General features: G+C 41.6%; 21 protein-coding genes. 18 read left to right on the plus strand and 3 right to left on the minus strand.

The window, feature by feature from the left end; all coding sequences use genetic code 11:
* The first annotated feature begins 54 nt into the window (after nt 1-54).
* Complete coding sequence (gene mutH / locus TAO_RS01850; protein ID WP_096526356.1) at nt 55-738, plus strand: DNA mismatch repair endonuclease MutH; 684 nt, start codon at nt 55-57, stop codon at nt 736-738.
* A gap of 170 nt (nt 739-908) precedes the next feature.
* Here the strand turns inward: mutH and TAO_RS01855 are convergent, their stop codons facing one another.
* A complete protein-coding gene (locus tag TAO_RS01855) occupies nt 909-1181 on the minus strand; it encodes a hypothetical protein (protein ID WP_096526357.1) in 273 nt (90 codons plus the stop codon).
* 376 nt (nt 1182-1557) lie between these two features.
* On the opposite strand from TAO_RS01855, the gene TAO_RS01860 reads away from it, so the two are divergent.
* From TAO_RS01860 to TAO_RS01870, 3 genes are all read left to right on the plus strand, one after another.
* Entirely contained in the window at nt 1558-1971 is a 414-nt protein-coding gene (locus TAO_RS01860; protein WP_096526358.1) for a VanZ family protein, read from the plus strand.
* 5 nt (nt 1972-1976) lie between these two features.
* Nucleotides 1977-2882: an ROK family protein gene (locus tag TAO_RS01865; protein ID WP_096526359.1), complete on the plus strand. Its 906-nt coding sequence runs from the start codon at nt 1977-1979 to the stop codon at nt 2880-2882.
* Between the two features lie 357 nt (nt 2883-3239).
* Nucleotides 3240-3716, plus strand: a complete 477-nt coding sequence (locus tag TAO_RS01870; protein WP_145955138.1) for a hypothetical protein — start codon at nt 3240-3242, stop codon at nt 3714-3716.
* Nucleotides 3717-3780: 64 nt separating this feature from the next.
* Here TAO_RS01870 and thiC read toward each other — a convergent pair whose 3' ends face one another.
* Nucleotides 3781-5655 (minus strand): phosphomethylpyrimidine synthase ThiC, encoded by a 1875-nt coding sequence (gene thiC / locus TAO_RS01875; protein ID WP_096526361.1) that lies wholly within the window; start codon nt 5653-5655, stop codon nt 3781-3783.
* Between the two features lie 321 nt (nt 5656-5976).
* Here thiC and purD point away from each other — a divergent pair, with 321 nt between their 5' ends.
* From purD to hemF, 4 genes are all read left to right on the plus strand, one after another.
* Complete coding sequence (gene purD / locus TAO_RS01880; protein WP_096526362.1) at nt 5977-7275, plus strand: phosphoribosylamine--glycine ligase; 1299 nt, start codon at nt 5977-5979, stop codon at nt 7273-7275.
* A gap of 108 nt (nt 7276-7383) precedes the next feature.
* Nucleotides 7384-8256: a phosphoribulokinase gene (locus TAO_RS01885; RefSeq protein ID WP_096526363.1), complete on the plus strand. Its 873-nt coding sequence runs from the start codon at nt 7384-7386 to the stop codon at nt 8254-8256.
* Between the two features lie 8 nt (nt 8257-8264).
* Entirely contained in the window at nt 8265-8822 is a 558-nt protein-coding gene (locus tag TAO_RS01890; protein ID WP_096526364.1) for an L-threonylcarbamoyladenylate synthase, read from the plus strand.
* 17 nt (nt 8823-8839) lie between these two features.
* Nucleotides 8840-9781, plus strand: coding sequence for an oxygen-dependent coproporphyrinogen oxidase (hemF, locus tag TAO_RS01895; protein WP_096526365.1), 942 nt, complete (start codon nt 8840-8842; stop codon nt 9779-9781).
* A 67-nt stretch (nt 9782-9848) separates the two neighbouring features.
* On the opposite strand, the gene trmL is transcribed toward hemF, so the two are convergent.
* On the minus strand, nt 9849-10313 hold the full coding sequence (gene trmL / locus TAO_RS01900) for a tRNA (uridine(34)/cytosine(34)/5-carboxymethylaminomethyluridine(34)-2'-O)-methyltransferase TrmL (RefSeq protein ID WP_096526366.1): 465 nt from the start codon (nt 10311-10313) through the stop codon (nt 9849-9851).
* Between the two features lie 20 nt (nt 10314-10333).
* Here trmL and TAO_RS01905 point away from each other — a divergent pair, with 20 nt between their 5' ends.
* The 10 genes from TAO_RS01905 to tkt all read left to right on the plus strand — a co-directional run bounded on the left by TAO_RS01905 (nt 10334) and on the right by tkt (nt 21708).
* Nucleotides 10334-11329 carry a dihydroorotate dehydrogenase gene (locus TAO_RS01905; RefSeq protein WP_096527710.1) on the plus strand — a complete coding sequence of 332 codons (996 nt, stop codon included), beginning with the start codon at nt 10334-10336 and terminating at the stop codon, nt 11327-11329.
* Nucleotides 11330-11572: 243 nt separating this feature from the next.
* Complete coding sequence (locus tag TAO_RS01910) at nt 11573-12316, plus strand: class I SAM-dependent methyltransferase (protein ID WP_096526367.1); 744 nt, start codon at nt 11573-11575, stop codon at nt 12314-12316.
* A gap of 10 nt (nt 12317-12326) precedes the next feature.
* Nucleotides 12327-12770, plus strand: coding sequence for a ribonuclease HI (rnhA, locus tag TAO_RS01915; protein WP_096526368.1), 444 nt, complete (start codon nt 12327-12329; stop codon nt 12768-12770).
* Nucleotides 12770-13483 carry a DNA polymerase III subunit epsilon gene (gene dnaQ / locus TAO_RS01920; RefSeq protein WP_096526369.1) on the plus strand — a complete coding sequence of 238 codons (714 nt, stop codon included), beginning with the start codon at nt 12770-12772 and terminating at the stop codon, nt 13481-13483. The genes rnhA and dnaQ overlap by 1 nt, the downstream gene beginning before the upstream one ends.
* Nucleotides 13484-13501: 18 nt before the next feature.
* Nucleotides 13502-14584 (plus strand): heat-inducible transcriptional repressor HrcA, encoded by a 1083-nt coding sequence (hrcA, locus tag TAO_RS01925; RefSeq protein ID WP_096526370.1) that lies wholly within the window; start codon nt 13502-13504, stop codon nt 14582-14584.
* A 64-nt stretch (nt 14585-14648) separates the two neighbouring features.
* Nucleotides 14649-15272, plus strand: coding sequence for a nucleotide exchange factor GrpE (gene grpE, locus TAO_RS01930; protein ID WP_096526371.1), 624 nt, complete (start codon nt 14649-14651; stop codon nt 15270-15272).
* A gap of 113 nt (nt 15273-15385) precedes the next feature.
* Nucleotides 15386-17302 carry a molecular chaperone DnaK gene (dnaK, locus tag TAO_RS01935; RefSeq protein WP_096526372.1) on the plus strand — a complete coding sequence of 639 codons (1917 nt, stop codon included), beginning with the start codon at nt 15386-15388 and terminating at the stop codon, nt 17300-17302.
* Between the two features lie 172 nt (nt 17303-17474).
* Nucleotides 17475-18611 carry a molecular chaperone DnaJ gene (gene dnaJ, locus TAO_RS01940; RefSeq protein ID WP_096526373.1) on the plus strand — a complete coding sequence of 379 codons (1137 nt, stop codon included), beginning with the start codon at nt 17475-17477 and terminating at the stop codon, nt 18609-18611.
* 96 nt (nt 18612-18707) lie between these two features.
* On the plus strand, nt 18708-19511 hold the full coding sequence (dapB, locus tag TAO_RS01945) for a 4-hydroxy-tetrahydrodipicolinate reductase (RefSeq protein WP_096526374.1): 804 nt from the start codon (nt 18708-18710) through the stop codon (nt 19509-19511).
* A 199-nt stretch (nt 19512-19710) separates the two neighbouring features.
* Nucleotides 19711-21708, plus strand: coding sequence for a transketolase (gene tkt, locus TAO_RS01950; RefSeq protein ID WP_096526375.1), 1998 nt, complete (start codon nt 19711-19713; stop codon nt 21706-21708).
* Nucleotides 21709-21783: the final 75 nt, after the last annotated feature.

A 21783-nucleotide genomic window follows, 5' to 3' on the forward strand; every position in this document is an offset into this window, starting at 1 on the left:
ATATAGTAAATATCCTATCATGCATGGAGAATTAATACCGCTCATTTCTGTTCTATGTATACTTTATCACTTTTTATTTCGCCCCCTATCAGTGAGGATGAAATTTTAACCCGCGCTCAGAAGTTGGCAGGATTAACTTTAGGGCAGATCGCAGCTCGCTTTGATCAGTCAATCCCTCGGGATCTACACCATGCGAAAGGCTGGGTGGGTAAATTATTAGAGCTGGCACTTGGGGCTACTGCAGGTACGCAAGCAGTCCATGATTTTCCGGATTTAGGGGTAGAGATGAAAACGATTCCGCTACGGAAAGATGGTCGACCTAAAGAGGCTACCTATGTATGTACTGTGCCGTTAACAGATTTTGAATCTTACTGGGAAATAAGCTGGGTTCGCCGTAAACTAAGCCGGGTATTATGGCTACCAGTAGAGGCTGAAAACTGTGTGCCGTTGCCAAAACGTCGGCTAGGAATGGCATTGCTTTGGAGTCCGAATCTTAAACAAGAGGCTATCTTAAGAGCTGACTGGGAGGAATTAATGGATATGGTTTGTTTAGGAAAGCTAGAGAGCATTACCGCTTACCAAGGTGTTTATTTACAAATACGCCCTAAAGCGGCTAATAGTCGCTCTCTATGTGAGGGTATTGGAGAAAGCGGCGAGCGGATTTTGACCTCTCCTCGCGGCTTTTATTTACGTCCTACCTTTACTGCTACTATTTTAGCTCATTGTTATATGTTGTAGGGCTAAGGTAAAGTATAGTTGTTAATCAGACTATATTAATTAGTCTTCCTTGTTGTTATTTACCCAGTTAGGGGGCGTTGATAACCCCTAGGCATAAATCTAGATGTCAGCACCGCCCCCTAGTAAAAAATTATCTAAATTGGATAACAACTAACTTTATTTTTAAAAATTTATGGCGTGGAGAAAGCGGCCAAGAAATGATCATCAAAGATGACGCTTGGCGATTCAATTAGGAACGGCAATAAGTCATCATTTGCTTTCACTTGGGTGCCCCAAATCGCATCACCCCAATTCCATCCTTTATTGGCATCGAAAGATACAGAACGCTTATTTACACCGGTAAAGTCAATTAAGCCACCAGGACTATAAGATTTATAAACCACCGTTCCAGTCATAACATTATTGGTAGCAAACATCACCAGCACTTTTTCAACTGGCGCCATAACGTTTATACGTTCTCCATATTTATCAATTCACGTCCCTCCTTTTTTGCTACTAAAAAATAGTTATTAAATCGCAGCTTATCGGCAATTTTTCTCTTTTAAGATCTTTTAAATACTTTTAAGCGGCTTAGAGGTTCGATGAATAAAGTAATATAAATCTTACCTTATATATATAGGATTTTTTACCATAATAGTAATATGTATAGCATAAAAAAATCAAAAACCCAGATTTTCCTACTATTATGTTGATAAAATATAGGAATATAGAATGAAAAATTAGTGGTTACCTTAATTAAGGCTGGCTACCATCTGGATTTAATAGAACACAGGCTTGTTCTCTTGGCGTTTGTAAGCTTGTTGAAACCTAAGATAAATAATGAAACCTTTATTACGATTTTTAAAGTTTTGGCGCTTATTGGGGTGGCTAGCAGTTGGTGGCGTAATTTATCTAAGTCTTACACCTGCTCTTCCTGACTTTAAATTAGATGCTCTGTCGCTAGATAAGCTTGAGCATTTTATGGCTTACGCTTTGCTAAGTGGGTGGTTTAGCCAAATTTATCCTTTACGATTTCATGGATTTTTAGGGCTTTTTTTAGCTGCTCTGGGGGCGGTTTTAGAAATCATGCAAGGTCTAACTGGATATCGGGATTTTGAGTATATGGATATGGTTGCCAACACGTTAGGGGTAGCGGGAGGATACTTATTAGCACATATTACCTCTGCTGGGATCGCCTTAAGTCGTCTAGAGTATTATTGGGAAAGCTATAATAGGTTACAGAATAGGAGATAGATGCTGTGCTTCGGTTGGGTATCGATCTTGGGGGCACTAAAATTGAGCTAATTGCCTTAGATAGTATAGGACGAGAGTTGCTAAGAAAGAGAAAGCCTACCCCCCAAGGGAAGTACCAAGGGATACTACAAACTATCAAAATGTTGATTGTAGAGGCGGAGCAAGCACTCGGACAACAAGGCGCTGTAGGTGTTGGTACTCCGGGGGCTTTATCCTTGGCGACAGGAAAAATAAAAAATGCTAACTCAACATGCCTAAATGGGCAGCCACTACAACAGGATTTAGAAAACTTACTTCATAGACCTATTCGACTTGAAAATGATGCTAATTGTCTTGCCCTTTCTGAAGCCACTGACGGCGCTGCTGTTAGTGTGCCTATTGTCTTTGGGGTGATTATTGGTACGGGTACTGGGGGCGGGATCGTTGTTGACGGCAAGATATTAACTGGAGCCAATGCGATTGCAGGAGAATGGGGGCATAATCCACTCCCATGGCCTCAAATAGCAGAGTGGAATCATCCTCCTAATTGTTATTGTGGTAAGCAAGGGTGTATTGAGACTTGGCTCTCTGGCCCCGGTTTAATGAGAGATTATCAAAAAACCAGCGGAAGTATTTTAGAGCCTAAAGAAATCGCCTTAAAGGCGAGCCAGGGGGATCAAATGTGTGAAGCAGTATTACAACACTATGAAGATCGACTAGCTCGCGCTTTAGCCCATATTATAAATATTTTAGATCCAAATATTATTGTGCTCGGAGGCGGCTTGTCTAACCTTCAACGGTTCTATCATAATGTCCCTAAGCGGTGGGGGGCTTATGTATTTTCTGATCAAATCAACACTCAACTCGTATCTCCTCGTTATGGGGATTCTAGTGGGGTACGGGGTGCGGCTTGGTTGTGGGATGTTAAGTAGATACGAGTAATATGTATATCCGTTATAATAAAAATTTAGATTAATTTATACGGATGTTTGATTTTATTGAAAGCCTATTAAAGGATTTTGGTCTAGAGCGTGGGTTGTTTGTAGTATTTTTCTTCGGAGCCCATTGGTATATATATATAGGCTTTATCAAGGAAGATTAGAAGATAGACAAAAAGAAATTAATCGCCTAATACAAGAGAATAAGGAATATAGAGATCGATTCTTTGCGCTTATGGATAAAAGCTTTAATAGGAAAGAGGAATAAGATGAGGTCATATCATTATGTTTTACTTAGTAATGGTACCTATATGTATTTTTCTCTTATTTTAGATTTATGAAATGAGAAAAATGAAAAAACACGATAAATATCTTTATATATTTTACGGACTGCAAAGAAACGCTATTCGCTATTTAGTTAATAAGCATACAGAATTACCTAAATCAGATTATAAAATCTTGAGGGAATTAATAAATTCCCTTGATTTAATTATTCGGCAATATGAACAAGATAAAGCACCCTTTAATATAAGAAAACTCAAAAAACACATATCTTGCCTTAAGAAAGCTTCAGATATTCAGGTTCTTCCTAACACTGAAAATGATGATATAAGAAAATTAGCTACAAGAATTAGTATTGGCGTTATTGATGCGTTTATTGCATATGCGCCGCTCTTTAAGTATGAATTTATACTAAAGGCGTGCCTGTTTATTCTAAAGGCTACTGCTATTATGGGCTTGAAGAGAGCGGGTATTTTTCTTGAAGAAATGAAAGAGGTTAAAAATATTATAGCGCGGAGAGAGGCGCTGCTTTGTAGTAATAGGTAACTAGCTAACCACTGAAAATACAGAGGATCTTAAGAGATCCTCTGTTTATACGTTTTATATATTTCTAGGCTTCGTGATAAATTTTTGCTCCTTGCTGACGAAATTCCTCTGCTTTTTCTGCCATTCCTTGCGTTAAAGCAGTACTGTTTTCTATTCCTTTTTCCCTAGCATATTCACGTACATCTTGAGAAATCTTCATGGAACAAAACTGAGGACCACACATAGAGCAGAAATGGGCTGTTTTTGCTGATTCTTTAGGCAAGGTTTCGTCGTGGTATTCTCGGGCTCGATCAGGATCTAGACCGATATTGAACTGATCTTCCCAGCGAAATTCAAACCGGGCTTTGGACATGGCATTGTCCCGAATCTGTGCCCCTGGATATCCTTTAGCTAGATCAGCAGCATGAGCTGCAATCTTATAAGTAATGATACCTTCCTTAACATCTTTTTTATTAGGCAGTCCTAGGTGTTCCTTTGGAGTGACGTAACAAAGCATGGCGGTGCCATACCAGCCTATAAGCGCTGCACCGATTCCAGAGGTAATATGATCATAGCCAGGCGCAATATCGGTCGTTAAAGGGCCGAGGGTATAGAAAGGAGCTTCACCACAACAAGCGAGCTGTTTATCCATATTCTCTTTAATAAGATGCATAGGCACATGCCCAGGCCCTTCAATCATAGTCTGAACATCATGTTTCCAAGCAATTTGAGTTAACTCTCCCAAGGTTTCAAGCTCAGCAAATTGAGCTGCATCGTTGGCATCAGCAAGGGAACCAGGTCGTAAGCCATCGCCTAATGAAAAAGAAATATCGTAAGCTTTCATAATCTCGCAAATTTCCTCAAAATGGGTATAGAGGAAACTTTCTTTATGGTGAGCAAGGCACCATTTAGCCATGATAGAGCCGCCACGGGAAACAATGCCTGTGAGTCGGTTAGCTGTTAGTGGAACATAGGCAAGGCGTACTCCCGCGTGAATAGTGAAGTAATCTACGCCTTGTTCTGCTTGCTCAATCAGCGTATCGCAGAATATCTCCCAATTAAGCTCCTCAGCTTTACCTCCTACCTTTTCTAAAGCTTGATAGATAGGTACAGTACCGATGGGTACTGGTGAATTACGAATAATCCACTCTCGAGTCTCATGAATATTTTTGCCAGTGGAAAGATCCATAACCGTATCAGCCCCCCAGCGAATAGCCCACGTCATCTTATCGATTTCTTCGGCAATATTTGAGGTGATAGCTGAATTACCAATATTTGCATTGATTTTCACTAAAAAATTACGCCCAATAATCATGGGTTCTAGTTCAGTGTGATTGATATTTGCTGGAATAATAGCTCGGCCTCGGGCTACTTCGGAGCGCACAAACTCAGGAGTAATTTGTAGGGGTAAGCTCGCTCCAAATGATTGTCCAGGATGCTGTTGAGTCAGCTGATCACGATATTGTTCTAAGCGTTGGTTTTCGCGGATTGCAATAAACTCCATTTCTGGAGTGATAACACCTTGCCGAGCATAATGCATCTGAGTAACATTACGCCCGCGCTGAGCTTGATGAGGTAAACGAAGATTGGGAAAACGTAGTCGATCCAGTTGGGTATCAGCTAGCCGTTGACGGCCATATTCTGAGGAAAAACCAGATAATTGCTCAGTATCTGCTCGTTCTTCAATCCAGATTCGACGAATCTCTGGTAAACCTTTACGAATATTAATCTGGACTTCTGGATCTGTATAAGGACCAGAAGTATCATAAACAGTTAGGGAGAGATTTTTCTCTTGTCGGTTGTAATGCTGAGTATCTGATAGCTTTATCTCTCGCATAGGTACCTGAATATCAGGACGGCTTCCGATAACATAAATTTTATGTGAGTTAGGAAAGGGCTGAATAGCTTGCTCATCTACATGGGCTTGAGCGGATAGAAATTCTTCCGGAATAGCGCTCATATATATCATCTCCTTAAAGACTGCATAGGTAAAACGCTGTCAGTATAAAAGCGTAGATGCTAACGGCTTTTAGCCTCCCTACGCCGGTGCTATCTTGATCATGCCTGAGAGGATTTTTCTGCTAAGTGATCATGAAGCATCCCTAGATACGCTAACTTAATGGTAAAACGATAAAGGATCGCGCCACTCCTTGCAACGATTAGCGGGTAACTTTATGGGTATTAGTAGAAAATCGTTATTTATATTTATAAGAGACTGACAATAGCTTATAGTGATTTTTAAAGCCATTTTGAAGGCCATAACTATTTAGATATAACTATAATGAAAGCTTTGGTAGTTGGAGGAGGGGGACGCGAGCACGCACTTGCTTGGAAGCTTGCAAAATCACCTCAAGTCGATTTGATCTATGTAGCACCGGGTAATGCGGGAACCGCAGCAGAGCCTAAGTTAAAAAATATTGCTATTAAACCTGATGATATATCAGCGCTCTTGGCCTTTGCGCTAGCAGAGGGTATCGGATTAACTATAGTTGGGCCGGAAATTTCTTTAATTTTAGGTATTGTGGATGTTTTTGAAAAGGCAGGCTTGCGTTGTTTAGGCCCTCATCGTGCTGCTGCTCGTTTAGAGGGATCTAAATCTTTTGCTAAAGATTTTTTAACCCGTCAAAATATTCCGACGGCTCGCTATCAGGTTTTTGATGATCCAGATGAAGCCATTACCTATATTAAAACCCAGGTTACCCCGATTGTAGTAAAAGCTGATGGCTTAGCTGCAGGTAAAGGTGTTGTTATAGCCCAGACTGAATGGGAAGCTATTGAGGCTATCCATGAAATACAAGTTAGTGGCGTATTTGGTGAGGCCGGGAACCGCGTGGTGATTGAGGAGTTTCTAGCGGGAGAGGAAGCTAGCTTTATTGTGATAACTGATGGCGAGCATATTTTGCCTTTAGTAAGCACGCAAGATCATAAGGCTCGTGATAACGGAGATAGGGGCCCCAATACAGGGGGTATGGGAGCCTACTCTCCAGCACCAGTGATAACAGAGCGTGTTTATAACCGCATTATGGAAGAGGTGATTGTCCCCACTGTGCGGGGTATGGCTGAAGAAGGGTATCCTTATAGAGGATTTTTATACGCTGGGCTGATGATTGATAAAAATGGATCGCCTAAGGTACTGGAATATAATTGCCGTTTTGGAGATCCAGAAGCTCAGCCTATTATGATGCGTCTACGCTCAGATTTGATGACGTTATTCTTAGCAACTGTTGAGAGACGGTTACATGAAATAAGTGTGGAGTGGGACCCTCGTGCAGCCGTAGGCGTAGTAATGGTAGCAAAGGGCTACCCTGGATCTTATGCTATAAATGATCCTATTTATGGACTACCTGTCCCTGAACGCGAAGATTGTAAAGTGTTTCATGCGGGCACGATTGAAAAAGGAGGACAAATCCTAACTGCAGGAGGACGTGTCCTTTGTGCTTGCGGCCTTGGGAGTTCTGTAACTCAGGCGCAAGCTATAGCTTATAGCTTGGTGCAGCAGATTACTTGGAAAGAAGCCTATTATCGTACTGATATTGGCTATCGTGCTATCACTAGAGAGGCAGATCGGGATAATAATTAGAAATTTAGCTATATATTAAATAGCTACTGGTTGAGTCTCTACAGGTATAGATTTTCGGTTATTTCCACTAAATAAAACTATTTTCAGTAAATAATTAAGGAGAGATAGATGTCTATAGCGCATCCTATTATTGCTGTGACTGGCTCATCTGGGGCGGGCACATCTACAATAAAACACGCCTTTAATGATATGTTTCGGCGTGAAGGTATTAAACCGGTAGTGATAGAAGGGGATAGTTTTCACCGCTACGATCGTAAGGCTATGAAAGAAAAAGTAGCGGAATATGAGGTGAAAGGAAAAATTTTGACTCATTTTGGCCCAGAAGCTAACGAGCTAGAGAAATTAGAGGCTTTATTTCGAGAGTATTCGCAGCAGGGTAGCGGGAAAAAGCGGTTTTATATCCATAGTGAAGAAGAGGGAAAGCCTTACGGTTTAGCCTCAGGGACGTTTACTCCGTGGGAGCCTATTGAATCAGATAATCATTTGCTTTTTTATGAAGGTCTTCATGGAGGCGTGGTCACCAATCAGGTGAATGTAGCCCGGTATGTGGATTTACTTGTGGGTGTAGTGCCTGTAGTAAATTTAGAGTGGATTCAAAAAATTCACCGGGATTGCCTTAATCGCGGCTACTCTTCGGAGGCTGTAGTTCAAATCATTCTAAAACGCATGCCAGATTATGTGCACTATATCTGCCCGCAATTTTCTCATACCCATATTAACTTTCAGCGAGTACCTTTAGTAGATACCTCTAATCCTTTTATTGCCCGAGATATTCCAGCACCGGATGAGAGTAGTGTGGTAATTCGTTTCCGTGATCTTCATATGGCCAATTTTCCTTACTATTTAGGTATGCTCAAGGGATCTTTCATGTCCCGGGCAAATACTCTAGTAGTGCCTGGAGGTAAAATGGGACTTGCGATGGAGATTGTGCTAACACCCATTATTCATGATTTAATGGAGAAAAAACGTGCTCGCGGTTAAGGTTTACAGTGATATACGCTAGCTGGCAGGTACGATTAGCAGCTCGTATTATTCATGAGGGTGGCGTTATCGCTTATCCCACAGAAGGAGTTTTTGGATTAGGCTGTAATCCGCTAGAAAAGGCGGCTATTGAACGTATTCTTAAGTTTAAGAGACGCTCTATGGCCAAAGGTCTTATTTTGATTGCTGCTGATTTTACTCAATTACAGCCTTATTTATTACCGTTAACAACTCAGATGCGATCTAATATCGAATCAACTTGGCCAGGTCCGGTGACGTGGTTGCTGCCTGCTCGATCTAATACGCCGCATTGGCTAAGAGGATCTCATGATACGCTTGCAGTTCGCATTACTGCCCATTCTATGGCGGCCTCTCTCTGTAAAAGAGTAGGCTATGCTATTGTATCTACGAGCGCTAATCGGACTGGACATTCTCCTGCGTGTACGGTTTTGCAGGCACGAAGATCAGTAGGGCCTTGGGTTGATTATATTCTTCCGGGTAAAACTGACGGGTGTCTTGGTCCTAGTAAGATTTTTGATGGCAGGTCTGGCCAACAGATTCGATAGGCAATGGTAGATTCCTTATGAGCAATTTGAATTTAAATGATGATCTTAATGTTGCGGTAGTTAAAGATTATCTACTTCGCCTGCAAGATCGAATTTGTTTGGCGCTGGAGCGGGAAGATGGTGCCGTAAGTTTTATGGAAGATAGCTGGCAGCGTACAGGAGGAGGTGGTGGGCGAACACGGGTGTGTTCTAATGGAATAGTTTTAGAGCAGGGAGGGGTAAATTTTTCTCACGTTTTTGGCGAGAATCTTCCAGCCTCAGCAACGGTTCAGCGGCCAGAATTAGCTGGGCGACGATTTGAAGCTTTAGGTCTTTCCTTAGTTATTCATCCCCGTAATCCTTATGTTCCTACCTCCCATGCTAATATTCGTTTTTTTTTAGCAACCAAAGAACACGCATCGCCTATTTGGTGGTTTGGTGGCGGCTTTGATCTAACTCCTTACTACCCTTTTGCAGAAGATGCTGTGCATTGGCATCGTACAGCCCATAGTGCTTGTGCTCCATTTGGAGATCATGTTTATCCACGTTATAAAAAGTGGTGTGATGAGTATTTTTACCTTAAACATCGGGGTGAAGCCCGTGGGGTTGGCGGGCTATTTTTTGATGATTTAAATGAGTGGGGTTTTAATCGCTGCTTTGATTTTATGCAAAGTGTGGGAGATCATTATTTATTAGCCTATTTACCATTGATACAGCGGCGTAAAGATCTTGTATACAGTGAGCGTGAGCGGAGCTTTCAGCTCTACCGGCGAGGGCGCTATGTGGAATTTAACCTTCTCTATGATCGAGGGACTCTATTTGGTCTGCAATCTGGAGGGCGGACTGAATCAATTTTAATGTCGCTGCCCCCTTTAGTTGAATGGCGCTATAATTGGCAGCCAGAGATTGGAACACCAGAAGCATTACTCTATGAGAAATTTTTGCAGCCCCATGACTGGTTAAGAGAGGGCGGGGAATAAATTATGATTAAGATCTAATCTTAGATTTTGATCAGCTCATAAGGCGCTGATTTCCTCTTAATTAGGATTATCCACCGTTATGAAAGTCCTGTTGTCGCCAAGCTTCATAGAGTACTATGGCAACAGCATTGGATAAATTAAGGCTACGGCTAAAAGGTAGCATAGGGATTCGTAAAACCTGCGCTACAGGAAGGGTACTGAGGATTTTTTGTGGGAGACCTCGGGTTTCCGGGCCAAATAATAGCGCATCATCGGGATGAAATTTAACTTCATGATAGTATTGCTGACCACGAGTGGAGCAGGCCCATAATTGTGTAGGGTGAACCATGGCTGAGAAATGCTCTATACTTGAATACACTTTGATGTTTGCCCATTCGTGGTAATCTAAGCCTGCGCGGCGTAGCTGTTTATCTTCAAGATGAAATCCTAGTGGTTCTATCAAATGGAGGGTAGCCCCTGTATTAGCGCAAAGGCGGATAATGTTCCCTGTATTGGGCGGGATCTCTGGTTCAAATAAAACAATGTGGAACATAGCAATTTAGCTTGCAGCAAATGGTTGAAGTGTTAAATACAAGTATAAGCGATCTTGATCGAGCAAAGCTGGAGGTTGATTTTTGTGGGCTTAAATTACAAAGTCCCTTAGTATTACTCTCAGGCTGTGTTGGTTTTGGAGAAGAATATACTCGTATAGCTGGATTTTCCAACCGAGAGATTGGTGCAGTATGCTTGAAAGGGACAACAAAATCCCCTCGTCTGGGTAATTTACCTCATAGAGTTTATGAGACCCCAATGGGAATGTTAAATTCCATTGGCTTGCAAAATCCTGGTGTAGATCATGTGGTTGACCATATTTTACCAGGGCTGGATTTTAACGAAACTCGATATATCGCGAATGTCTCTGGATCTACTATTGAAGAGTATATAGAAGTAAGTCGTCGCTTTGAAGATTCTCCTATTGATGCCATTGAAATTAATATTTCTTGCCCTAATGTAAAAGAAGGAGGCGTTGCTTTTGGTAATGATCCAGACATGTCAGCACGAGTGGTAGCGGCTTGCCGTAAAGTGACTTCTAAGCCTTTGATCACTAAACTTTCTCCGAATCAAACTTCGATTGAAGAAAATGCTCGCCGTTGTATTGAGGCTGGAACAGATGCATTTGCAGTGATTAATACACTCATGGGGATGGCTATTGATATAGAACAGCGATCTCCAATTTTAGGGAATATTCAAGGAGGGCTATCTGGGCCAGCGATAAAGCCTATTGCTTTACTTAAAGTATATCAGGTTTATCAGATATGCCGAGAATACAACATACCTATTATTGGCCAAGGGGGGATAAGTTCAAGCGAAGATGCTTTAGAGTTTTTAATTGCGGGCGCTACTACTGTGGGGGTAGGGACAGCTTTGTTTTACGATCCATTACTTTGTTCTAAAATTAACTCTGGAATCATTGATTATCTAAATCGACATAATTTGGCAGAAATAAGGGGATTAACGGGTAGTTTATGCCTCAGTGAGAAAATTATGAGCTGTGGTGATTATAATTAAAAGATTAGACTCTAAGAGATGAAATATTAGGTTAAAGCATGGATCTTGAAGTAATTACGCTAAATTTAAACTTAGAACTACTATTAGTGTAGTAAATAATATTATGTATAGCTTAGGATCAATACAACTGTAATCTGCTCTTTTATTTATTTTTTGATAATCATGTAGTAATTACATGAAGAGAGAGGGGGAGTTTCATGGGATGAAATTAAAGCGACGTTTTTTTGAATTAGATCTAGCGTAATGAATACATCCTACCTACTCCGTCGAGATTTTTGTACATGGCTAGAGAAACCATTAGGGCAGCGCTTACTCAAGATTGAGCAGGCAGAATTAGAAGGTATTTTACCCAATTTATTTGGTTATCATTTAATTCAATTAGGGGCAGTATCTAAAGAAGTAGATTTATTATCTTCCAGCTGTATTTGGCATCAAGTGGTTTTAGAAGTAGATATTTGGTCAGAAGCTCAGTCTCCTGGATTACTATCTCGTGTTGATGCTTTACCATTTGCTAGTGCAACAGTAGATGTCATAGTGTTACCCCATGTGTTGGAATATGAACCTAATCCATATCAGATACTACGGGAGGTTCAGCGGGTACTAGTTCCTGAGGGTACATTAATTATTTTAGGGCTAAATCCTTGGAGTTTTTGGGGACTCTGGCGGTTTTTTTTATATCGACACAAACAAATGCCTTGGTACGGGCGCTTCTATAGCCTTGCTTGTATTCGGAGCTGGTTAACGCTATTGGGTCTTGAAGCAGTGAAATCAAGCCGCTTTTTATTCTGCCCGCCCTTAGGGCAGTCTATTAGACTAGAGCAAAAGCCGCATTTTCTGGAAGATATTGGCCGTCGTTGGTGTCCTTTTTTTGCGGGAGGTTATTTGATAGTAGCTAAAAAGCAAGTGGTGCGCCTAAGCCCTGTGGATGCTAGGTGGTGTGACAATAGTAGTTTAGAAATATCTAGTCTTGCGGAGCCTGTAGCTTGAGAATATTTCTATGAATGATATCGTACAAATTTTCACTGATGGAGCTTGTAGTGGGAATCCAGGGGCCGGTGGTTGGGGGGTTTTATTACGCTATCGAGGGAAGGAAAAGACCTTATCAGGTAGCGAGCTAAGAACAACTAATAATCGTATGGAGCTTATGGCAGCTATTCAGGCCTTAGAGTCGCTTAAAAAACCATGCCAAGTGCAGTTAGTTACAGACTCTCAATATTTGTGCCAGGGGATTACCAGCTGGGTATCTAACTGGGAGCGATGTGGTTGGAGAACAGCGGGTCGCCATCCAGTTAAAAATATGGATTTATGGCAGCGCTTAACTCAAGCGGCAGCCAAACATCAGGTGGAATGGTTATGGGTTCGTGGGCATGATGGACATCTAGAGAATGAGCAGGTTGATTTCTTAGCCCGGAAAGCTATTACTAGATTGGGAAATAATTGATGCAACAAATTATATTGGATACTGAAACTACAGGACTGGAAGTTAAAGAAGGACATCGAGTAATTGAAATTGGTTGTGTTGAGTTAGTCAATCGACGTCTTACGGGTAGAGTCTTTCATAAGAAATTAAACCCTGAACGGGCGATTGATGAAAGCGCTCTAAAGATTCACGGCTTAAGTAATGAGGATTTATCTAATCAGCCTCGCTTTGTTGATATTGCAAATGAATTTAAGGCTTTTATTGAAGGCGCAGAGTTGATAATCCATAATGCGCCTTTCGATGTTGGTTTTTTAGATTACGAGTTCTGTTTACTGGATACTAGCTGGGGCGGAATACGCGCCTGCTGTCTTGGGATTGTGGATACCTTAGTATTAGCGCGGCGACACCACCCTGGCCAGAGAAATAGCTTAGATGCCCTGTGTAAGCGCTATGGTATTGATAATTCTCAACGAGATTTACATGGCGCTCTTCTTGATGCTGAGCTTCTCTGTGAAGTGTATTTAGCGATGACAAGGGAACAGACTAGTATTTTTAGAAATACTGACAGTAACACCCAGACTCAATTAGGAATAGAAAAATATCGACCAGTGGCTGCTGGGCGATCAGCACTGAAGGTAATACAAGCAAGTAATGAAGAAAAATCAGCCCATGAAGAATGCCTTACTGCTAGTGAGAAGGTTAGCGGTAGTATTTGTTTATGGCGTAGCCAGTAGCTAATTGTTTAATAGAAAATGGATGGTAATAAAGGTATTTTTCAATCTAGAGTGCGATCTAGCAATTCATTATTATTAAATGAGCGTTCTCAGCATCTGCTCAAGACCATGGTGGAATGTTATATCCGTGATGGGGAACCCATTGGATCGAGAACTCTTTCTCGGGAAAGCTCATTAGAACTTAGCCCGGCTACTATTCGCAATGTGATGGCTGATCTGGAAGATTTGGGGTTAGTGTTTTCCCCTCACACCTCTGCGGGGCGAGTGCCTACGGTTAAGGGGTATCGTTTTTTTATTGATTCATTATTAGAGCCTAGGGAATTAAGTATAGATGCCATACATGAGCTGGAATCCCAGCTTGGCGCTGAAGTAGAACCCCAGGCATTGTTAACCATGGCCTCTCAGCTATTATCTGAAATTAGCCGTTTTGCTGGGGTAGTGATGATGCCTCGGCGAGAATGCCGTGCTTTACGGCAGGTGGAGTTTTTGCAGCTATCTGAGAATCGAATACTTGCTATCTTAGTGATTAATGAACAGGAAGTGCAAAATCGTATTATTTACTCTTCCTGTCAATACTCATCTTCAGAGTTACAGCAAGCAGCTAACTATCTAAATGCTATTTTTAAAGGTAAAGATCTTTACGCAGTACGTTGGTATCTCCTTGCTGAAATGAGTGAGGTACGAGAGGATATGGATAGAATTATGCGTGCTGCGGTAGAGGTGGCTAAGCAAGCCTTTTTTCCTGAAGAAGGTAAAGTTGAAGATTGTGTAGTGGCCGGGCAGACAAACCTGCTGGATTATATTGATTTGTCAGATAAAGAGCGCTTGCGCTTGCTGTTTAATGCTTTTAATGAGAAGCAAGATATTTTGCATCTACTAGATCAGTGCTTAAATGCTGGAGGAATCCAAGTTTTTATTGGTGAGGAAGCCGGTTACCAAGTATTTAACGGCTGTAGTGTAGTGACTGCCTGTTATGGTTTTTCTGAAGGAGCATTAGGGGTGCTTGGTGTCATTGGCCCCACTCGAATGGACTATGAGCGAGTTGTTCCTTTAGTTGATATGACTGCACGATTGTTAGGGGCTGCCCTGAATTCAAAATGAACCATTTTTTTCCAGCGTAGTTTTAATTAAAAACCCCGAATAGTTTAGAGAGTAGAGTATTGGTATGACCCACGAAGAGAAAATTACTTCAGAATCTGATATTGCGGCTGAACAATCTCAGATTGCCATCGATCCTCAGATACAAACGGAAGATGGAGAGACTCAGGATAAAGAGTCCAAAGTTGCTGAAATAGAGAATATGCAACAGCTCTTGGAGGAGGCGCGCAGTAAAATAGATGAACACTGGAATGAGCTGCTTCGATCAAGGGCTGAGCTGGAGAATCAGCGCCGACGCTATGATCGAGAATTAGAAAAAGCCCGAAAATATGCTTTGGAGAAATTTGCTCAAGAATTATTGCCAGTTAAAGATAGCCTTGAGATGGGATTAATAGAGGCTCAGGTTGAAAATGTTAGTGTAGCTACGTTACGTGAGGGAACTGAGCTAATTTTGAAGGAGTTCAATAAAGTCACAGATCAATTTGGTATTAGAGCTATAGATCCTCAAGAAGAGCTTTTTAATCCCGAACTTCATCAAGCGATATCTGCTCAAGAGAATGATGAAATTGCCCCTAATACAATACTCACTGTTATTCGTAAAGGTTATGTATTAAATGATCGGTTATTACGACCCGCTATGGTAATTGTTTCTAAACCAAGCACGCGATCCTTATCTGAAGAGGATGCCTAAGCTTGAAATTAGTTAACATACCCCAATAATTAGAATAATTTCAAACATAGAAGAAGATATTGGCTTGATCTATCAATATCAGTAAGTACTCAATTTTATGGAGTAGATGAATAATGGGAAAGATAATCGGCATTGATTTAGGAACTACTAACTCTTGTGTGGCGCTTATGGAAGGGGGCAAACCCCGAGTGATTGAAAACTCTGAAGGTGACCGTACAACCCCTTCTGTAGTGGCTTTTACCAAAGAAGGGGAAACATTGGTAGGGCAGTCTGCTAAGCGCCAAGCAATTACTAACCCCCAGAATACCCTTTATGCGATTAAACGCTTGATTGGGCGCCGATTTGATGAGGATGTAGTGCAGCAAGATGTCAAAATGGTGCCCTATAAGATTGTTAAAGCGGACAATGGCGATGCTTGGGTAGATGTTATAAATAAAAAAATGGCACCGCCAGAGATCTCCGCTAATATACTCCGTAAGATGAAAAAAACAGCGGAGGATTATCTGGGAGAGGAGGTAAAAGAGGCTGTTATTACGGTACCAGCTTATTTTAATGATTCTCAGCGCCAGGCAACAAAAGACGCAGGCCGGATTGCTGGATTAGAAGTCAAACGGATTATAAATGAACCTACAGCAGCAGCTTTGGCTTATGGTTTAGATAAAAAGCGTGGTGATCAAAAGATTGTTGTCTATGATCTTGGCGGTGGAACTTTTGATGTCTCGATCATTGAAATTGCTGAGATAGATGGAGAGCATCAATTTGAGGTGTTATCAACTAACGGTGATACTTTCCTCGGCGGGGAAGACTTCGATAAGCGTATTATTGATTATATTGCTGATGAGTTTAAAAAAGATCAAGGTGTGGATTTACGAGGTGATCCGTTAGCAATGCAGCGTTTTAAGGATGCGGCAGAAAAGGCTAAGATTGAGCTTTCCTCTAGCCAGCAAACAGATGTCAATTTACCCTATATTACAGCTGATGCTACCGGACCTAAACACCTTAATATTCGAGTTACCCGAGCTAAGTTAGAATCTTTAGTAGAAGATTTAGTTGCTCGTACCCTAGAGCCTTGTAAAATTGCTCTTCGAGATGCTGGGCTGAGTGCCTCTGAAATTGATGAGGTTATCTTGGTAGGGGGACAGACCCGTATGCCTAAGGTTCAGGAAGTAGCTAAGGAGTTCTTTGGCAAAGAACCGCGTAAAGATGTGAATCCAGATGAAGCGGTTGCTGTTGGAGCTGCGATCCAGGCTGGAGTATTGGCAGGTGATGTTAAAGAAGTGCTATTGCTAGATGTAACTCCCCTATCTCTGGGTATTGAGACTTTAGGCGGTGTTATGACTAAGCTGATAGAGAAAAATACCACTATTCCCACCCGAAAAGCGCAGGTATTTTCCACCGCCGATGATAATCAAACGGCTGTTACTGTTCATGTGCTTCAAGGTGAGCGAGAGCGGGCTATAGATAATAAATCCTTAGGCCGTTTCGATTTAGTAGGTATTCCACCTGCCCCTCGTGGTATGCCCCAAGTAGAAGTAACATTTGATATCGATGCTAATGGTATTCTAAATGTTTCTGCTAAAGATAAAGCAACAGGTAAGGAGCAATCCATTATTATTAAAGCCTCTAGCGGATTAGCAGAAGATGAAATTGATCGTATGGTTAATGACGGTAAAGCCCATGTAGAGGAAGATCGTAAGTTTCGGGAATTAGTTGACGTTCGCAACCAAGGTGATAATTTAATTCATGGGGCAGAAAAATCCATGAATGAGCTAGGTGATAAGCTTCAGGGGGATGAAAAAAATAGGGTTGAGGGTGCTATTAGAGATCTAAAAACTGCTATGAAGAGTGATGATAAAGCAGCTATTGAAGCCAAAATTAAGGATTTAACTGAAGCTTCTGCTAAAATGGCTGAGCATCTTTACGCACAGGCACAGCATACTGAGACACCTAGTGGCCAAAGCACAGCAAGATCAAACGAAGAGAGCGTTGTGGATGCTGAATTTGAGGAAATAAAAGAAGATAAGAAATAAAGTAAAGTAGTGTGAAAAAACATAGTATAAGGTCGTAGTTAAGGTAAGATTTTGTATTTAACTGAATTATAAAAACAATGAAACCAGTGGCTTTAGCCATCGCTTAGATGGTAGCCATTGGTAATTTATAAAATATTGATATCTAAAAGACAAATAGCTGATAGTTTGAAGAATGGCAAAGCGAGATTACTATGAGATTCTAGGAGTTGCTCGGAATGCTTCTGGCTCGGAGATTAAAAAAGCATACCGGCAATTAGCGATGAAGTATCACCCAGATCGTAATCCTGATAACAAATCAGCTGAGGAGAAATTTAAAGATGTCCAAGAGGCGTATGATGTACTCTCTGATGCTAAGAAACGTACAGCCTATGATCAGTTTGGGCACGCTGGGGTAAGCGGCGATCCTAGATCTGGAGGATTTGGAGCTGAGGGTGGGCCAAACTTTAGTGATATTTTTGGCGATGTCTTTAGTGATATTTTTGGTGCTGCTACGGGCCGTAGTGGCAGTCAAAAAACCTATCGAGGCGCTGATCTTCGTTATAACCTAGATCTCACTTTAGAAGAGGCAGTAGCTGGGACTACTGCGAAGATTCGTATTCCTACCTATATAGTATGCAAGATCTGCAATGGTAGTGGTGCTGAAAAGGGAACCTCTCCAATTACCTGCCCTACTTGTGGTGGGCATGGGCAGGTGCGAATGCAGCAAGGATTTTTTTCTTTACAGCAAACTTGCCCACGCTGCCATGGTAGTGGCCAAATCATTAATACACCGTGTTTAACCTGCCATGGTGAGGGTCGAGTACGAGATCATAAGACGCTTTCGGTTAAAATACCTCCAGGTGTGAATACGGGCGATCGGATACGCTTATCTGGAGAAGGGGAAGCAGGAGAGAGTGGTGGATCACCGGGTGATTTATACGTTCAGGTACAGATTAAAGAACATCCAATTTTCTCTCGAGAGGGAGATACTTTACATTGTGAAGTGCCAGTGGGTATCGTGACTGCCGCTTTAGGCGGGGAATTAGATGTTCCAACTTTAACCGGTCGAGCGCGGTTAAAGATTCCCGCAGGGGCTCAATCTGGACAGGTTTTTCGTTTAAAAGGTAAAGGCGTAGCTCCTGTTCGTGGTGGAGCAACTGGAGATCTCCTTTGTCGGATTTTTGTAGAAACACCTGTGAATTTAAATGCAGAACAAAGAGAGTTACTAGAAAAATTCGAATCCTCTATGAATCAGAATAAAAAGCATAGTCCTAAACATCATTCTTGGCTAGAAGGAGTCAAGAATTTTTTTGAAGAAATGAAATTTTAGTACCCCTTAGATTTATAGCATAAGTCTTATTTATAGAAAGATTTAAATTACTCTCAGATTGTTACTGTCCGACTAACTAATTTAGGAGCTAGGATCATGATCAGAGTAGCTATCAGCGGCGCCGCTGGACGTATGGGGCGTTGTCTAATTCAAGCTATCTGCCAGCAGGAAGGAGTTATGCTAGGAGCTGTCAGTGAGGATCCTAATAGCGTTTCTATTGGTATTGATGCAGGAGAGTTAGTAGGTGTCGGCTCATTACAGATTCCAATAGTGAGTAATTTAAATGAGAGCAAAGAAAATTTTGACTTACTTATTGATTTTACCCAACCTGAGGCATCATTAGCTAATTTAGCTCTCTGCAGAGAGTATGGTAAGGCAATGGTGATTGGTACTACTGGGTTCACGCCAACTCAGTATCAGCAGATTGTCACGGCAGCTAATAATATCCCGATTGTATTGGCACCCAATATGAGTATAGGGGTTAATCTTTGTTTGAATCTTTTAGAGATAGCTGCTCGGGTTTTAGGAGATACAGCTGATGTTGAGATTATTGAAGCGCATCATCGCCATAAGCTTGATGCTCCTTCAGGGACAGCTTTGCGTATGGGAGAGGTAGTAGCTCAAACCTTGGGATGGGAGTTTAAGCAGTCTTCAGTTTGTGAGCAACAGAAATTAAATGGCGAGCGGTCTAAGAAAAGTATTGGTTTTTCTTCTCTTCGAGCAGGCGATATTATAGGTGAGCATACGGTGATGTTTGTAGTAGAAGGAGAGCGGGTAGAGATTAGCCATAAAGCATCAAATCGTATGATTTTTGCGTTAGGCGCTCTGCGGGCATCTCAGTGGGTGATTCGTAAATCCCCTGGACTGTATGATATGCAGGACGTACTCGGCCTTTCTTAAGAGGTGAATACAGGGTTCTTTATCTTTTTAGCGTTTCCTACTAAGGTATCGGGATATTATTATTAGTAAGCATCTTATGCTATCTCTGCAAATTTCCTTGGGGTTATTTTTAACGAGATAAGTATAGATTAGGTAGGCTATACGCCAAGGCAAGGTTTAAGGCAAAATAAATTAATTAACATAATTTAGGAGATAAATAATGCCTTCTCGCAGAGAATTGGCTAATGCCATCCGCGCGCTTAGTATGGATGCAGTACAAAAAGCAAAATCGGGACACCCTGGGGCACCTATGGGTATGGCAGATATTGCTGAGGTATTGTGGAATGATTTTCTTCAGCATAATCCAAGTAACCCTCATTGGGCGAATAGAGATCGCTTTATACTCTCTAATGGCCATGCTTCTATGTTGCTCTACTCCTTACTCCATCTAAGTGGTTACGATTTGAGTATGGAAGATATTAAACAATTTCGCCAGCTTCATTCAAAGACGGCTGGGCACCCGGAGTATGGTTATGCTCCTGGTATAGAGACTACAACTGGACCTTTAGGTATGGGTATTAGTAATGCTGTGGGTATGGCCTTGGCTGAAAAAATACTAGCAGCTCAATTTAACCGTGATGGCCATGAAATTGTTGATCATTATACCTATGTTTTCCTTGGAGATGGCTGCTTAATGGAAGGAATCTCTCATGAATCCTGCTCTCTAGCAGGGACTTGGGGATTAGGAAAATTGATTGCATTTTATGATGATAACAGCATCTCAATTGATGGGAATGTAAAAGGATGGTTTACTGATAATACTCCAAAGCGCTTTGAATCTTACGGTTGGCATGTAATCCGTAATGTAGATGGGCATAATTCAGAGGAGATACGTCAGGCTACGATTGAAGCGCGATCAGTAAATGATAAACCTTCTTTAATTTGCTGCAAGACCATTATTGGTTATGGTGCGCCTCAGGCTGGAAGTCATGACTGTCATGGATCGCCCCTTGGCGAAGCTGGGATAACAGCTGCTCGTGCAAAACTAGGCTGGGGCTATCCTCCTTTTGAGATACCAAATGAAATTTATAGTGGCTGGAATGCTGTTAAAAAAGGTGCAGCGGCAGAGACTGCCTGGGAGCAAAAGTTTGCTGCTTATAAAGCAGCATACCCAGAATTAGCAGTAGAGTTTGAACGTCGACTTCAAAAAAAGCTTCCTCAGGGTTGGAAGGCTAAAGTTGCAGCTGCTATTCAGGATGCCGATATTAAGGCAGAAAAGATTGCTACTCGCAAAGCCTCTCAAAATGCTATTGAAGCTTATGCATCGATCTTACCGGAGTTACTAGGTGGATCGGCAGATTTAACCGGATCTAATCTCACCAATTGGTCAAGTTCAAAAGATATCACTAAAAGCTTTCTAGAGGGTAATTACATCCACTATGGAGTGCGGGAGTTTGGTATGTCCGCTATTATCAACGGAATTACCCTGCATGGTGGATTTATCCCTTACGGCGGTACTTTTTTTATGTTCTCTGACTATGCGCGCAATGCGGTGCGAATGGCAGCACTGATGGGTGTGCAAAGTATTTTTGTCTACACGCATGACTCCATTGGGTTAGGTGAAGACGGCCCTACTCACCAGGCAGTGGAGCAGGCGGCTACTATGCGCTATATTCCGCGTATGTCAGTGTGGCGCCCCTGTGATACGGTGGAAAGTTTAGTGGCTTGGAAAGCAGCTATTGAACGTACTCATGGACCAACCTCTTTAGTATTTAGTCGCCAAGGGGTGCCTCATCAGAAGCGAACTGCTGAGCAAATTGAAAATATTAGCCGCGGTGGTTATGTGCTTCACGACACTGCTGATAATAAGATTGATCTTATTATTATCTCTACTGGTACTGAGATAGATTTAGCAATAAAGGCTGCTGAGATTTTAACAGATAAAAATGTCAAGGTAAGAGTAGTCTCCATGCCTTCTACTGATGTTTTTGATGCCCAAGATGAAGCCTATCGTAAATCTGTTTTACCTCCGGAAGTAAAAGCTAGAGTGGCTGTAGAAGCGGCGGTAACGGATTATTGGCGGAAATATGTTGGGCTTGAAGGTACAGTGTTAGGTATTGATACTTTTGGGGAATCGGGTCCAGCTGAGGATGTGTATAGGCACTTTGGCCTTACTGTAGAGAATTTAGTTAAAGTTGCTGAAAATTTAATTTTTTGAGCAAGTAAATTTTTCAGACTTATAGGAAACGTTAAGCTATTTTATTCGGCATTTAAATAATTTTGCAAAAACGGA

It is taken from the genome of Candidatus Nitrosoglobus terrae, assembly GCF_002356115.1.
In the GTDB taxonomy this organism is placed as follows: domain Bacteria; phylum Pseudomonadota; class Gammaproteobacteria; order Nitrosococcales; family Nitrosococcaceae; genus Nitrosoglobus; species Nitrosoglobus terrae.